Below are 14,265 nucleotides of genomic sequence, written 5' to 3' on the forward strand. Positions count from 1 at the left end.
TGGGCCTGTGAACGGCGGTCCCCCGGGTGGGGGTTCCCCGGGGGGCGAGCCGGTGGGGTCGCCGCGTGCGGGGTCGCGCTCGCGATGCTCGTGACGTCGTCGCCCGCTCTCGCCGCACCCGGAGCGGGGGTGGCGGGGGCGTCCTCGCCATCCGTCCGGGCCGAGGCCGGAACTCCCTTGGCGACGGCCGCGAACGGGAGGTCCTCGTCGGTTCCGGTTCCGGTTCCGGTGGCGCGTGGGGAGTCCTCACCGGTGCCGGTGGCGGGGACGAAGAAGCCGGTGGCGGGGACGGAGAAGGGGAAGCGCTCGCTCGTACCCGTGGGGAAGGTGAGCGCGGGGGCGTCGCCCGCCGTGGCCGACACCGCCTTGGCGACGGGTGGGACCTCAGGTCCTGCCCCGGCAGAGGATGAGAGGTCCTCGCCCGCCCAAGGGGTGGCCGAGGTGCCCGCGCACGTGCCCGGGGACGGGGACGAGGTGCCCGCGTCCGTACTCGCGGAGGCGGGAGGAGCCGCGTCCGCGTCGGCGGGGAACGACGGGCCTTCGCCCGCGTCCGTGACGGGGAAGCGGGTCGCGTCCGTGACGGGACAGCGGAGTGCGTCTGTGACGGGGAAGCGGGTCGCGCGGGGCGTCTCCGGGGGGGAGAGCCGGGCGACGGCGGGGGGCGGGGAGCCGGAGGTCAGGGAGCCGAAGGTCGAGATCACCAAGACGGCCTCGCCTGTCCTCGCCAAGCCCGGTCAGAAGATCACTTACACCGTCAAGCTTCGCAACACCGGTGATACCGGCCGCTCGGACTTCACCTTCACCGACGACCTGTCGGGCCTGCTCGACGACGCGCGCTTCGACCACGACCAGTCGGCCACGTCGGGCACGGTCTCCTTCGCCGCGCCCGAGGTCACCTGGACCGGTGACGTGGCCGCCGGTCAGACGGTGACGGTCACCTACGGCGTCACGGTGGACGACCCTCCGGCCGGAGATCTGCGCCTCTCCGGCGAGCTGGTCGGTCCCGAGGGCTCCAACTGCGCGGCCGGGTCCCTCGATCCCGCCTGCGGGAACCTCGGCGCCCCCGGCCTGCCGCTGCTGTACGTCCTCATGACCGCCGACAGGGAGACCGCCGGTCCCGGCCAGGTGGTCACCTACACGATCACCGCGAGCAACGTCGGCAACGCCACCTATCCGGGGGCCACGCTCACCGGAGAGCTCTCCCGGGTCATCGACGACGCGGTCTACAACGGCGACGCGCGGGTCACGAGCGGCACGGTCTCGTACAGCGCGCCGAAGCTGGCCTGGAGCGGCGACATCCCGATGGCCGAGATCGTCACGATCACCTACAGCGTGACCGTCGGCCCCCCGGGCGCCGGGGACGGGATGCTGGACAGTGCCGTCCAGGCCCCGGGCGGCGGCACGAACTGCTCCGGCCCGGTGCCGTGGTCCGCCAGGCTCGCCGCCCCCGTGCCCGGTGCGGGTCTCGGCTGCGCGCAGCGGGTCGCCGTTGAGGGGGCGAGCCGCGAAACGCCCAAGGCGCCCGAGGTATCCGAAGGACCCGAGGCATCCTCCGAGGCGTCCGGGAAACCCGGGGGATCCGGGGGGTCCGAGCCGGGTGACGTCTCGGTGGACGCGAACCCCGGGGCCGACTGCCCGGCGGGGGCGGACGGTCCCGGCTGCGGGAGGCGGCCGGTGGAGACCACCTCCGCCCCGGCGTCCACTGACGCCTCCGCCCCGGCGTCCGCGACGGCGCCCGACCTGGATTCCGCGCCGATTCCCGCTCCCGGCTCGGTTCCCTCGGCTTCACCCGCACCCTCGTCGGTCCCCGGTCCCGCGTCGGCGTCCGCCTCTCCCTCGGGTCCCTCGGGGACAACGCCTGTTCCCGGCGCGGAGCGGACCCCGGTGCCCGCGCGGGTGCCGGAACGGCCTTTCGACCCGTCGTGCGTGCCGGGCCGGGGACGGTCCTTCTCGGTTCCCTGCCCCGCCGGTTGGTCTCGGGTGAAACCGGCCGGTCCCTCGCTGCCGTTCACGGGACTGCCGTTCTGGCCGGTCCTGGCGGGGCTCATGCTCTCCGGCCTCGGTCTGGTCCTGCGGCTGGGTGCCCGGCGGAGGAGAGCCTAGCCGGGCACCCGGCTCGGCCGGATCAGACGGTCTGGACCCGGCGGCGACGGCGGAACAGGAACGCGCCGGTGACCAGTCCAGCGACGGCGGCGGAGGCCAGCGAGACCGGCAGGACCCAGTCGGCCGTCTTCTCCGGTACGGCCACGGTGTTGATGTCCGTGGCGCAGACCAGCACGGGTCCGGCGGCGCTCCTGCGGGCGCAGGCCGTCGTCGCCAGGTTTCGCACCGCGGTCCCCGCGACCGCGCCGACCCGGGCGCTCACGTGGACGATGGCGTCCTTCTGGGGCGGGACGTTCACCGTCCACGCCACCTTGCCCTGCTTCGCCTGTCCACCGGCGTCGGCCTTCACGAAGGTCATCGACGGCGGCAGGGACTGCACCAGGAGGACACGCTTCAGCTGGGCGGTCCCCTGGTTGCTGATACGGAGCGTGTACGTGTTCTCCGCGCCCGGAGCGGTCTCCCTCGCCCCGTCGTCGAGGGAGATGGAGACCGAGGGGACCGGATCGGCCCAGGCGAGGGGCCATCCAACAGCGGGTGCGGCGATTGCGGCGAGCAGACCCACGCTCGCCAGATGACGTTTCATCCTCGAACCTCCATGATGACGCTAAGTAATCACTCCATAACAGCATTCCGACCCTCGTGGGCGCTCTCAACGCGCCGGACGTGCCGAGCGTGTCGTCCGTCGGTCCGTCGGTCCGTCGGTCCGTCGGTCCGTCGGTCCGCTGATCCGTCGATCCGTCGATCCGTCGATCCGTCGATCCTTCGGTCCGCTGGTCTGTCGGGGCGCCGGTTCGTCAGTGGCAGGCGGAGTCGAGGATGACGGCGTTCGTCTCGGCGTGCTCGCCCGCGTTCCTCCGGTTTCCGGCCTGCAGGGCGGGCACGGAGCGGGGCGGGGCGGGCGGCGCCGCCAGGGTGGCGGCGACCTCATGCCTGATCAGGTGGTAGTCGGGCGCGCCCGAGTAGATCAGCGGCGGGACGAACTGGAGGCTCCTGATCCTGGAGTGCTTCACCTTCTCCGCCAGCTCGACCAGGTCGGGCAGCAGCTGCCGCGGTATGTCGGTGGAGATCGCGTCGACGGCGGCGGCGGCCAGCTTCTCGAAGCTCTGGAAGACCGCCATCGGGTCGGCCTGTTTGGCGACGGCGTTCAGCAGGCACTTCTGGCGGCCCATCCGGACGTAGTCGTCGCTGTCGGTGCGGGACCTGCCGTACCAGAGCGCCTCCTCGCCCGAGAGTCTCCGCCTGCCCGCCTCTATCAGGCCCTCGTTCTGCCTGCCGTACACGATGGGCTCCTTGATGCGGACCCGTACGCCGCCTATCGCGTCGACGATCTCCACGAAGCCCCTCATGTCGACCATCGCGTAGTAGGGGATGTCGAGCCCGAGGATGCCGCCGATCGTTCTTTTCAGGAGCGTCGGGCCGCGGTGCCGCTTGTTCTGCCGGGGAACCATCTCGGGGTAGTCCTCGGCGTACTGGTAAACCTCGTTGAGCATGCCCGGCGTGTACGGCGGCTCGCCCTGGAAGCCGTAGGGGAAGCGGTCGCGGGCCGGGCCGGGCGGCATCGGGACGTCCTCCAGGTTCCTGGGCAGGCCGAACAGCACGGTGTCGCCGGTCCGGGTGTCGACGCTCGCCACGGTCATGCTGTCGGTGCGCACGCCGATCCGGTTGGCCGCCGCGTCCGCGCCGACGAGCAGGATGTTGAGCCGGTCCAGGCCCTTCCACGGGTCCACCGGGATCGGGGTGATGCTTTCGGCGAACACCGAGGTCACCACGTTGTGGGAGATGTAGGCCAGCCGGGCCGCGTAGATCATGGGGGCGACGACCAGCGCGCACAGCACGCCGACGGCGGCGGCGGAGAGGTATCTGGCCAAGGGGGCTGCCGACTCCGGCCGTACCAGCAGGTAGGAGTGGATGATCACGGCGACGGCCACGGCGGCGACCAGCATCGCGGTGAGCGCGAAGACCCAGAGCCAGGCGGGTTGCACGGCGAGGGAGAGCAGGGAGGGCCCGGCGGTCAGCAGGGCGGTCGCGACGGCTCCGGCGAGGGTGAGCTCGATGCCCATCAGGAAGGCGCCGGTCAGGCGGCGGCCCGTCCAGATGTGGGCCAGGCCCCACAGAACGGCCGAGCCCAGTGTCAGTGCCAGGCTCGATCCGACGCCTGTTCGCCCCGTATTGCCTGCCATAGCCGTGACATCTCCTGTCCGTCAGCCCAATACGTCGCAGGTTAGTAACGGTTTTCGGGTGAATCGGCTATGTGGTTGTTCGACGCGCTGGGGGTGGTGGGTCAAGGTTTGTAAACCAGATTTCGCCGTCGGGATGACGCTGACCTCCAAGTTCGCGTCAAAAAGAGCCTGTAACTGGTTTTGCCAGGCAAACGCGGGGATTTCCAGGTAAAGGCGGTTAGGGGGCCCCGTGCGTAGAGTGATCGGTTCGATTTTGATCGCGCTCGGGTGCCTGCTCGCTCCGTTCGCCCTCACCGCCCACTGGGCGGCGACCGACATCGCGGACCCCGGCCGCTACATCCGCAACGTGAGCCCGCTGGGCGCTCACCCGGCCGTCAAGAGCGCCATCACGAACCGCGTCACCGACGAGATCGTCCTGCGGTTGCGCGGGCTGGGGCTCTCGGTCGGCGGCGAACTCATCCGCGAGACGGTGAAGGACGGCGTCGACGACGACTTCGCCATCGCCTGGGTGGAGATCAACAAGGTGACGCACCGCCGGTTCCTCGCGATCCTGGGCCACGACCCGAATCCCAGCGTGCAGGAGGACGGCGTCGGCTACGACCTCGCCCCGGTGTACGAGCTGGTCAAGCGGAGGTTGCAGGTCGCCGGCATGGGGAACGCCTCGCGCCTGCCCGAGTCGCACCCCGTCAGCCTGCTGCTGCCCACCACCGCCATGACCGTGATCAACAGGACCTACGACGGGCTGATCGCGCTGAGATGGGTCCTGCTGGGCGTGTCGCCGGCCCTGATCGTCGCGGGGGTGCTCCTGATGCGTGACCGGTGCGTCGCGCTGATCGGCGCCGGGCTCGGCCTGGCCGCGAGCATGCTCGCGCTGGCGATCGCCATGTCCGCGGTCCGCAACGCCTACCTGCCCGGTGTCGTCGCCGGTGGCCTGTCGTACGCCGCCGTGGTCGCGATATTCGACGCGCTGACCGCCTTCCTGAGGAACGGCCTTCGGGTGATCTTCACGCTGGGTCTGCTCATGGCGGCGGCGGCCTTCTTCGCCAGGGGCAGGATCATCCGCTCCAGGCTCGCGGCGGCGGCGTTCGAGGCCCGCGCTCACCAGTCCGCGGAACCCTCGAAGGACGTTCCCGAGGGGTGATAGCCGAGCCGGGTGCGCGCGGCGGTGATGTCGAGGGTCCGCTCGACGGCCAGGTGGCCCGCCGCGTAGCGGGTCAGCAGGGGCGGGCGCGGGCGCCGGAGCAGCCGGGAGGCGGTCTCGGCGACGGCGGCGAGGGGGTCCACCAGCTTGAGCGGCAGGTAGTACGGTTCGGCGTCGATGCCGCGTTCCCCGAGGATCGCGCGCAGGGCGTCGTCGAGCACGACGGGCTCGGCGTCGGTCACGTTGAAGACTCCGTGGTCGACCGGGCCCTCGGCGGCGAGCAGGCAGGCCTGGACGAGGTTGTCCACCGAGGTCAGGCTGATCCGCTGACGCCCGTCGCCCACCGCGAGCAGCCTGCCGCCCCTGACCGCGCCGAGCACCCGGGGGAGCAGCGTGGTGTCGCCCCTGCCGTAGACCGCGTGCGGCCGCAGGACGACCGCCCGCTCCAGGCACCTCTCCGCGGCGGCCTTCGAGGCGCCGTACGCGTTGGCGTACCGCCCGACCGGGGCGGCGTCCTCGGTGGCCATCACGGTCGGCCGGAAGGGGTCGTAGACGCTCGCCGTGCTGACGTGCACGAACCTGGCGCCGGGGAAGGCGGTGGCGGCGTTGCGGGTGCCGTCCACGTTGGCGGCCCAGATGTCACGCGGCGGCCCCCAGTCCGTGACGCTCCCGGCGCAGTGGATCACCACGTCCACCTCTCCCGGGAACGCCGGTGACTCTCCCGGGAGCGGCACGGGCCGGGGGCCGAGAAGGTCCCACGAGGTGTACGGGGCGCCGCCGACGTGCCCGTCGTCCACCCGGGGCCGCCTGCCGAAGGCCGACACCGTCCAGCCCCGGGCCACGGCCGCGCGGCAGACCGCGCCGCCCACGAATCCCGAGGCTCCCGTCACCGCGATCCTCGGTCCCCGCCCAACGGGCCCGGCGGGTCGTGCGGGTTGTACGGGCACGGGTCGTGCGGGCACCGGTCGCTCAGGCACGGCGGGTGACCAGGTCTCGCAGGGCGGCCCGGTCGAGTTTGTCGGCCCGGCCCGAGCGGGGGAAGGCGTCGAGCGACTCGATCCGGTCGGGCAGGGCCGCGGCGTCCACGATCTCGGGAAGCGCCTTGCGCAGCAGGTTCTCGTCGTAGCCGTCCGTGGGAACGACGGCCAGCACGACCTCCTCGTCCCCGGTCTCGGGGTCGGGGAGCCCGACGATCGCGGCCTCGGCCACCCCGGGCAGCGCCGCGACACCGGACTCGTACAGGCCCGGGTAGATGTTGACCCCGTCGCGGAGGATCATGTCCTTCTTCCGGCCGAGCAGCACCAGCCGGTCGCCTTCGAGCCGGACCAGGTCGCCGGTGGCGATCTCCCGCAGCGGCTCCTCGCCGAGATAGCGCTGGGCGAGGTGGGGGCCGGAGACGAACAGCTCGCCGTCCTCGGCGATCCGGACGCCGACGCCCGGCAGGGGCACCCCGAGCAGGTCCCCTCCGGCCTGGGCCAGCTTCTCCTCGGCGGACGCGATCGCGATGGGGAGCGCCTCGGTCATCGCGTAGACCGACAGGATCTCGGGCCCGGCCTCGATCGCCCGTCGGAGCACGCCTGGCGGGGCGGGGGCGGCGCCGAGCAGGAGGTAGCGGAGGGTTCCGGGGAGCCTGGGGGTCTCACGCAGCAGCCTGTCCAGGTGGACCGGCACGGCGAAGGTGTGGGTGGCCCGCCGCGCGGCCAGTTCGGCGGCGAGGTCGCCGCCCCCGGGCAGGGACCAGGTCGCCCCGGCCAGCAGGGCGGGGAGTCCGAGCATCAGCTGGTCGGTGTGCACGACGTCACCGGGTCCCAGCGGGAACGCGCTCCTGAACATCTCCAGCCCGGCCGCGAGGGATCTCCGGGTGTGCACCACCCCTCGGGGGCGTGCCGTGGTCCCGGAGGTGAAGATCACCGCCGCCGGCTGGTCGGGATTTGTCCCGTACGCCTCCAGGCCGGTTCCCGGACCCGTTCCCGGACCCGTTCCCGGACCCGTTTCCGGAGTGGTCTCCCGGTTGACGGCCTCGCTGTCCCGAAGACTCTCCCGGCCGGTTTCTCGGCGGCCCTTCCGGCCGACTTCTCGATCGGCTTCTCGACCGGCCGGGACGGTGGAGCCGTTGGACGCTCGGAGGATCCGGGAGAGCCGCAGCGACCCGCGGGGCACCCCGGGCAGCCACGGGCCCGCGTACAGGTGGCGGACGGGGTGGCCGGGAAGCGGGTTCGCGAGGTCCGGCAGGAGCAGGCCCCGGCGACGGGCCAGGCCCCTGAGCGGACCGCTCAGGGTGTAGAGCAGGGACTCGCTGACCACCCACGCGGGCCGGGTCGCGGTCATCCGGGCCGCGAGCACGTCGGGCGCCAGGCCGGGGTCGGCGAGGACGAGTGTCCCGCCCGCCGCCACCGCTCCCAGCGCCAGTGCCACCGCGTCCACGCCGGGACGCACCGCGAACAGCACCCCGTCCCCCGGCCGCATCCCGCCTCCGGGCCGTGTGCGGTCCTTCTCCCGAGCCTCGCCTCCGGGCCGCGTCCGGTCCTCCTCCCGGGCCCCGCCTCCCGGGTGTGCTCGGCCGTCCGGTCGCGTCTCGTCGTCCGGACGCGCTCGGCCTTGTGGCGGTGGTCCGCCCATCGCGTCGCGGACCGCCGACACCCGGCGGGCCAGCTCGCCGTAGGTGATCTCGCGGCCCCGGCCGTCGACGATGGCGGTACGCCCCGGCTCCCGCGCGGCGACCGCCATGATCCCGCTGACGATGTCGTTCACGCGGCACCGGCCCGGCCGACCCACAGGTGCTCGTAGGTGGGGATGAGGACTCCCCTGGCCGCGCGTCGCCGTATGACGCGCACCCGGTGGGAGAGCAGGACCGAGGCCACCGCGCGGATCTCCGCCAGGGCGAGCGGGTAGCCGATGCAGAAGTGCGGGCCCGCGCCGAACCAGAGCCTGCGCAGCTCGGGCGGGTGGGTGCGGGAGGGGTCGAACGGGCCGTACGCCCTGGCGCAGTTGTGGGTGACGATCAGCACCCGGTCGCCGGGGCGCACCCGCGTCCCGCCCACGCGCGCCGGGGCGGCCACCGAGCGCAGCATCACCGGGGTCGGTGTGGTGACCCGCATGGCCTCCTCGATGACCGTGTCCAGGTCGCCGACCGGGGTCCGGTGGTCGTGCAGGAGGGCGACGAGCCGGGGGACGAACGTGGCGACGGTCTCGGTACCGGTCAGGAAGAACGCCCCGGCCGCGCCCCTGGCCTCGGCCACGGACAGTCCCTGCGCCCGCATCCGGCCCATGACCGTGGACTCGTCCCCGGTCTCGTAGGCGGCCTGCGCGATGTCCCCGATCCGGTCGAGCACCCGCCTGGCGACGGCCACCTGCCGGTCCGACAGCCGCCGCGAGCGCAGCGAGACCATCGAGACGACCCGCTCCCCGTCCGCGAACAGCTCCCTGGCCCGCGCCTCGGAGACCTCGCCCAGCCCGATCACCCGGCAGATCACCGCCCCGGCCATCAGCCGCATCGCGTCCACCAGGTCGACCGTCTCGCCCCGCTCCAGGCGCGCGGAGAGGTCGTCGAGCGGTCCGCGGAGCACGTCGTCCACCAGCGCGGACACGTACCCGGTGGTGAACAGCGGCATCAGCTTCCTGCGGAGCGCGAGATGGCCGGATCCCTCCATGTTGAGCAGCACGGAGGGGCCGAGCACGGGCGTCCACAGGTCGCCGGGCGAGCCGGGGCCGTCCTTGCGGAACCGCTCGTCCATCAGCACGGTCCGCGCGAGGGCGGCGTCGTTGACCACGACCCCCAGCCCGGGGACGCGCACCACGGGCCCGAGCCGGGCCAGCAGCCGCATGAGCGGGTAGGCGAAGGGGTGGGCGGCCAGGTGGAGGCGGGTCTCGTGGTTCACCGGACGTCGATCACTTCTGGCCGGTAGTGGTGGTCGGCGTACCAGGCGAGGGTGCCCGCGAGGCCGTACGCCCGCAGCCTGCGCACCGAGCCGAAGACCACCACGTCGCGCCGCGAGGCGTACGCGGGGGTGAGGGTACGCACCCGGTTGACCAGGGCACGGTCCTCGTGGACCTCCTCGATCGCGGTCCTGGGGAAGCCGCCCGCACGCTCGTAGAGGTCCGCGGTGATGGCCAGCGTGGCGCCGGGCATCATCACGTACGGGCCAAGGTAGCGCGGGTCCCTGTTGCCCGGCCGGAAGCGGCCGAAGGTCGCCGCCACCTCCACCACGAACGGGATGAGGTGGCGCTCCCAGAACTTCAGCCGGAACTCGTCGGTCCGGGGCCGCAACTGGCCGCCGACCATCTCCAGCCCGTCGCCGAAGGCCCGCCGGATGTTGCGCACCCAGTCGGGGCGGGGCAGGCAGTCGGCGTCGGTCCTGGCCAGGTGGGTCGCCCCGTGCGCGATGGCGTGGCGCATGCCGGTGTCGGACGCGGCGCCGGTGCCCTTCCTCGTCTCGACGATCACCTGGACGCCGTGCCGCCGTACGATCTCGGCGGTGCCGTCGGTGCTCGCGTTGTCCACCACGAGCAGCGTGAAGTCCCGGTCGTCCTGCTCGGCCAGCGCCCGCAGCGTCGCCTCGATGCCGGGGGCCTCGTTGTAGGCGGGGACGATCACCCAGAGGTTCATCACATCTCCGCCAGCATCACGCCGGTGCTGATCCCGCCGCCGAGCCCGAGCAGCGCCACCCGGTCACCCGGCCGCCAGCCGCCCAGCGTGAGCTGGAGCGGCAGCGTCGTCGAGGCGCAGTTGCCGTGCTCGGGCAGGCTGACCACGAGCCTGTCCTCGGGGATGTCGAGCACCTGGGCCAGGAAGCGCAGGTAGGGCAGCGCCACCTGGTGCACGGCCACGATGGCGAAGTCGTCCCAGGTCAGGCCGGTGCGCTTGAGCGCGTTGAGGAAGATGTCCGGGCCGATCGCCTCGAAGGCCTCCTTCAGCCTGCGCCCGTCGCCGCGGAAGTAGGAGTACTCGGGGTCACGGGGGTGCGCCGAACCGCCTCCGGGCAGGGTGCCGACCGCCCAGGCCGTTGAGTCGGCCGCGAAGTCGCGGTAGAAAATGCCACGTTCCATATCGGCGGCGACCGTGACCGCGGCCCCGGTGTCCGACAGCGTGTAGCCCGCGAACGAGTCGACGAACTGCGCGCGGTCCCTGACCCGCCACCGGATCGCCCGCGACGGGATCTCACCCGAGCAGACCAGTACCTTGCGGTGCGCGCCGGTCAGGATCAGCGCCTCGGCGATCTGGATCCCGTTGAGCATGCTGTTGCAGGCGTTCTTGACGTCGAACACCGGGCACGAGAGTCCCAGCTTGGCCGCGACGATGTGCGCGGTGGCGGGCTCGACCATGTCCTGGGAGGCCGATGCGAAGACGAGCAGGTCGACGTCGGAGTGGTCGAGCTCGCGGGCCGCCTCCACGGCCAGGTCCGACGCCTGCTGGTCGTCGCGGGCCACGTGACGACGCCGGATTCCCGTCATCCGCTCGACGACGCCTCTGTGGGGCGCGTAGCCCTCGATCCGCCGTTCGACGTCCGCGCTGGAGACGGTCCGCTCCGGCAGATACGTCGCGACGCCCGTGATCCGGGCTTTCATTGAACTCCCTAAACAGCGTCAAGTCTCCCCATGCTCGCGCAATGTATCTAAAACACGGCGATTTGTCCTGATCGCGCGGAAGTGGAGGGGGCAAATGGGATGGAGGAGAACACCAAAACGATGAGACCCACCCCGGTATGAGCCGGTCGTGAGGGGGTAGCAGGTGCCGCCATGAGCGACGTTCGGACGGGACCGGTGACCACGAAGGTCCCCGCGCGGTTGGACCGGTTGCCATGGTCACGATGGCACTGGATGGTCATCATCGGACTCGGCACCGTCTGGATCCTCGACGGTCTCGAAGTGACGATCGTCGGAAACCTCTCCGCCCAGCTGGCCAAGGAGGGCAGCGGCCTGGCGATCACCCAGGCCCAGGTCGCGGGCACCGCCGCCGCCCTCTACGTGGCGGGGGCGTGCATGGGGGCGCTGTTCTTCGGCTGGCTCACCGACAGGTTCGGCCGCAAGAAGATGTTCATCATCACGATGGTCGTCTACCTGGTCGCCACCGCCGCGACGGCGTTCTCGTTCTCCGCCTGGTGGTTCTTCCTGTTCCGGTTCCTGACCGGGTTCGGCATCGGCGGCGAGTACGCCGCCATCAACTCGGCCATCGACGAGCTCATCCCGAGCCGGCACCGGGGCAGGATCGACATCATCATCAACGGCAGCTACTGGCTCGGCGCCGCGGGCGGCGCGCTGCTGACGGTGCCGCTGCTCAACCACCTGCCGCTGAACATCGGCTGGCGCGTCGCGTTCGGCATGGGCGTGGTGCTCGGCCTGGTCATCCTGCTGGTACGCAGGCACGTGCCGGAGAGTCCCCGCTGGCTGTTCATCCACGGCCGGGACGAGGAGGCCGAGGGGCTGGTCGACGGGGTGGAGAAGCGGATCGAGCGTGAGAAGGGCGTCGAGCTCGACGAGCCCTCGCAGTCGATGACGATCCACCAGCGCAAGTCCATCGGGTTCGGCAGGATCGCGCACACCATGGTCGCCCGCTACCCCAAACGGACGGTCCTCGGCTTGTCGCTCTTCATCGGCCAGGCGTTCCTCTACAACGCCATCACCTTCGGGTACGCGCAGATCCTGTCGACCTTCTTCGGCATCCAGACCGAGACCGGCTACTACTTCGCCGTCATCGCGGTCGGCAACTTCCTCGGCCCGCTCCTGCTCGGGCGGTTCTTCGACACGATCGGCCGCATCCCGATGATCTCCGGCACCTACATCCTGTCCGGGGTGCTCCTTTTCGGCACGGCCTGGCTGTTCGACCAGGAGGTGCTGACCGCGACCACGCTCACCGCCTGCTGGTGCGTCGTGCTCTTCTTCGCCTCCGCCGGGGCGAGCGCGGCCTATCTGACCGTCAGCGAGATCTTCCCGATGGAGACCCGTGCCATGGCCATCGCGTTCTTCTACTCGATCGGCACCTTCGTCGGCGGCGTGTCCGGGCCGCTGATCTTCGCCAATCTCGTCGAGAGCGGCAGGCCCGGTGACACCGCGCTGGCCTTCTGCATCGGCGCGAGCCTCATGGTCGCCGCCGGGCTGGTGGAGCTCTTCCTCGGGGTGAAGGCCGAGGGCAGGGGGCTGGAGGACATCGCCGAGCCACTGAGCACCGCTCCCAGCTGAGGGGTGCGGGTCCGGTGGGAGTTTGACGATCCGCTGTCGCGGCAGATGACCCCATAAGATCATTTTTCGTGATCGACCGGATTGACCGTGCTCGACCTCGCCGGGCTGAACACAGTCACCCGCACCGTGATTCCGCTGGAGGTATGCATGCCTGGTACAGCTCGTGCGTTCGCCCTGACCACCGCGGCCCTCGCCCTCGGGCTGACCGCCTGTAGCGCGGGCGGGGCGGTCGACGGCCGTCCGGTCGCGCAGTCCGTCCCCGACGCCGGTGAGAAGACCAAGAAGCCCGAGAAGCCGGCCGGGCCCGTCACCCTGAAGTACTGGACCTTCTCCCCGCCCGCGCCCGCGCTGAAGAGGGCGATCACCGCGTTCGAGGAGGCGAACCCCGGCATCGAGGTCGAGCTGCGCACCTTCTCCGCGGCCGAGTACCGCAAGCGGCTTCCCGGAGCGCTCGACGGCGACGAGGCACTCGACGTCGTCGGCCTCCCGACCCCGACGATGACCCGCGCGGTCGCGAACCGGCTCCGCCCGGTCGCCGACTGGAAGGACAAGGTCTCCGGCGGCTGGGTCGAGGAGCTCGACGAGGGCGCGGTGGAGCAGACGAGGAAGGCCGCCAAGAACGGCGAGCTCTACTCCGTCCCGATGGGGTCCAGCGGCGGCGCGGTCATGTACTACAACGCCTCCCTCCTGGCCGAGCTCGGCGAGTCCTTCCCCAAGACCGCCGCCGATCTGGAGTCCATCGTCATGCGGGTCAAGAAGGAGATCCCCGACCTGCGGCCGGTCGTCTTCTCCGGGGAGCCGCGCCGGCAGGAGGAGCTGCTGTTCACCGTCGCGAGCCAGACCCACCCGACCCTCTCCGACGACCTGCTGGCCGGTGACAAGCCGTGGAACGGCCCCGAGGCGGTCTCGGCCCTGACCGCCTACCGGTCGCTGTTCGATCGGGGTGTGCTGGCGAAGTCGGCGCTCACCCTCAAGGGCGACCGCCCGGCCGAGCTGTTCCGCGACGGGAAGGCCCTGTTCCTGGTGGACGGCTCGGGCCGGAGCTCGATGCTGTCCACGTCCTACCGCAAGACCACGAAGGTCTCCGTCAAGAAGATCGGCGCGGGTCCCTTCCCGACCGTCCTGTCGGGTGCCAAGCCCGCCGTCCGCAGCGCGGTCGAGGTGGGCCTGGCCGTCCCCAAGAGCTCCAAGCACGTGGCCGAGGCGGCCACGCTGATCGAGTTCCTCACCGCGGGCGACGGCGTCTCCATCTGGGCCGGAGACCTGACGATGGTCCCCTCGCGCGGGGACTTCCGGATGGAGTCGTCCGTCTTCGCCACCCCGGAGGGCAAGGACGGCTACGCCGCGATCCAGGAGCTCGTCAGGGACGGCGCTTCCCTGAACGTCCCCGACGAGGTCTTCCTGGAGCGCGCCGAGGGTGACGCCATCCTCGACGTCGCCCACGGCCGGACCACCGCGAAGAAGGCGGCCGACCGCCTGCAGGAGGAGTGGACCCGCGGCCAGTGACGTCTTCCCGCGCGGGGTGACGGGTTCCCGTGCGGGCTGATGTCTTCCCGTACGGGCTGATGGGGTTCACACACGGCTGGCGGTTTCCCGTACGCGTGCGGCCGGTGACGGCGTCTCCGCGGCCACTCCCGTGGTGCCTGGCCGGATCGGGGCCAGGCA

11 protein-coding genes are annotated in these 14,265 nt (G+C 71.6%); 4 read left to right on the forward strand and 7 right to left on the reverse strand.

Annotated elements, in window-relative coordinates; all coding sequences use genetic code 11:
- Window positions 1–600 precede the first annotated feature (600 nt).
- Window positions 601–2,103: a DUF7927 domain-containing protein gene (locus ACFFRH_RS15835; RefSeq protein ID WP_344743906.1), complete on the forward strand. Its 1,503-nt coding sequence runs from the start codon at window positions 601–603 to the stop codon at window positions 2,101–2,103.
- A gap of 22 nt (window positions 2,104–2,125) precedes the next feature.
- Here ACFFRH_RS15835 and ACFFRH_RS15840 read toward each other — a convergent pair whose 3' ends face one another.
- Window positions 2,126–2,686 carry a COG1361 family protein gene (locus tag ACFFRH_RS15840; protein WP_344743905.1) on the reverse strand — a complete coding sequence of 187 codons (561 nt, stop codon included), beginning with the start codon at window positions 2,684–2,686 and terminating at the stop codon, window positions 2,126–2,128.
- 211 nt (window positions 2,687–2,897) lie between these two features.
- Window positions 2,898–4,283, reverse strand: a complete 1,386-nt coding sequence (locus ACFFRH_RS15845) for an LCP family protein (protein WP_344743904.1) — start codon at window positions 4,281–4,283, stop codon at window positions 2,898–2,900.
- A 229-nt stretch (window positions 4,284–4,512) separates the two neighbouring features.
- Between ACFFRH_RS15845 and ACFFRH_RS15850 the strand changes: the two genes are divergently transcribed.
- Complete coding sequence (locus ACFFRH_RS15850) at window positions 4,513–5,424, forward strand: hypothetical protein (protein WP_344743903.1); 912 nt, start codon at window positions 4,513–4,515, stop codon at window positions 5,422–5,424.
- Here the strand turns inward: ACFFRH_RS15850 and ACFFRH_RS15855 are convergent.
- The 5 genes from ACFFRH_RS15855 to ACFFRH_RS15875 all read right to left on the reverse strand — a co-directional run bounded on the left by ACFFRH_RS15855 (window position 5,382) and on the right by ACFFRH_RS15875 (window position 10,989).
- Window positions 5,382–6,314, reverse strand: a complete 933-nt coding sequence (locus ACFFRH_RS15855; protein ID WP_344743902.1) for an NAD-dependent epimerase/dehydratase family protein — start codon at window positions 6,312–6,314, stop codon at window positions 5,382–5,384. The genes ACFFRH_RS15850 and ACFFRH_RS15855 overlap by 43 nt on opposite strands.
- A 79-nt stretch (window positions 6,315–6,393) precedes the next feature.
- A complete protein-coding gene (locus ACFFRH_RS15860) occupies window positions 6,394–8,175 on the reverse strand; it encodes a class I adenylate-forming enzyme family protein (RefSeq protein ID WP_344743900.1) in 1,782 nt (593 codons plus the stop codon).
- Window positions 8,172–9,302: a cytochrome P450 gene (locus ACFFRH_RS15865; RefSeq protein ID WP_344743899.1), complete on the reverse strand. Its 1,131-nt coding sequence runs from the start codon at window positions 9,300–9,302 to the stop codon at window positions 8,172–8,174. The genes ACFFRH_RS15860 and ACFFRH_RS15865 overlap by 4 nt, the downstream gene beginning before the upstream one ends.
- Entirely contained in the window at window positions 9,299–10,030 is a 732-nt protein-coding gene (locus ACFFRH_RS15870) for a glycosyltransferase (RefSeq protein ID WP_344743898.1), read from the reverse strand. Before ACFFRH_RS15870 ends, ACFFRH_RS15865 begins: the two co-directional genes overlap by 4 nt.
- Window positions 10,030–10,989 carry a 3-oxoacyl-ACP synthase III family protein gene (locus tag ACFFRH_RS15875; RefSeq protein ID WP_344743896.1) on the reverse strand — a complete coding sequence of 320 codons (960 nt, stop codon included), beginning with the start codon at window positions 10,987–10,989 and terminating at the stop codon, window positions 10,030–10,032. The genes ACFFRH_RS15870 and ACFFRH_RS15875 overlap by 1 nt, the downstream gene beginning before the upstream one ends.
- 171 nt (window positions 10,990–11,160) lie before the next feature.
- Here ACFFRH_RS15875 and ACFFRH_RS15880 point away from each other — a divergent pair, with 171 nt between their 5' ends.
- Window positions 11,161–12,600, forward strand: a complete 1,440-nt coding sequence (locus ACFFRH_RS15880) for an MFS transporter (protein WP_386157206.1) — start codon at window positions 11,161–11,163, stop codon at window positions 12,598–12,600.
- Between the two features lie 147 nt (window positions 12,601–12,747).
- Window positions 12,748–14,106, forward strand: a complete 1,359-nt coding sequence (locus tag ACFFRH_RS15885; RefSeq protein WP_344743894.1) for an ABC transporter substrate-binding protein — start codon at window positions 12,748–12,750, stop codon at window positions 14,104–14,106.
- The last annotated feature ends 159 nt before the right edge of the window (window positions 14,107–14,265 follow it).

Source organism: Streptosporangium vulgare (assembly GCF_042428775.1).
Lineage (GTDB): Bacteria > Actinomycetota > Actinomycetes > Streptosporangiales > Streptosporangiaceae > Streptosporangium > Streptosporangium vulgare.

Coding starts and splice junctions, on each gene's coding strand:
- ACFFRH_RS15840 (WP_344743905.1), bottom strand. CDS start 2,686: ATGAAACGTCATCTGGCGAGCGTGGGTCTGCTCGCCGCAATCGCCGCA.
- ACFFRH_RS15875 (WP_344743896.1), bottom strand. CDS start 10,989: ATGAAAGCCCGGATCACGGGCGTCGCGACGTATCTGCCGGAGCGGACC.
- ACFFRH_RS15870 (WP_344743898.1), bottom strand. CDS start 10,030: ATGAACCTCTGGGTGATCGTCCCCGCCTACAACGAGGCCCCCGGCATC.
- ACFFRH_RS15885 (WP_344743894.1), top strand. CDS start 12,748: ATGCCTGGTACAGCTCGTGCGTTCGCCCTGACCACCGCGGCCCTCGCC.
- ACFFRH_RS15845 (WP_344743904.1), bottom strand. CDS start 4,283: ATGGCAGGCAATACGGGGCGAACAGGCGTCGGATCGAGCCTGGCACTG.
- ACFFRH_RS15880 (WP_386157206.1), top strand. CDS start 11,161: ATGAGCGACGTTCGGACGGGACCGGTGACCACGAAGGTCCCCGCGCGG.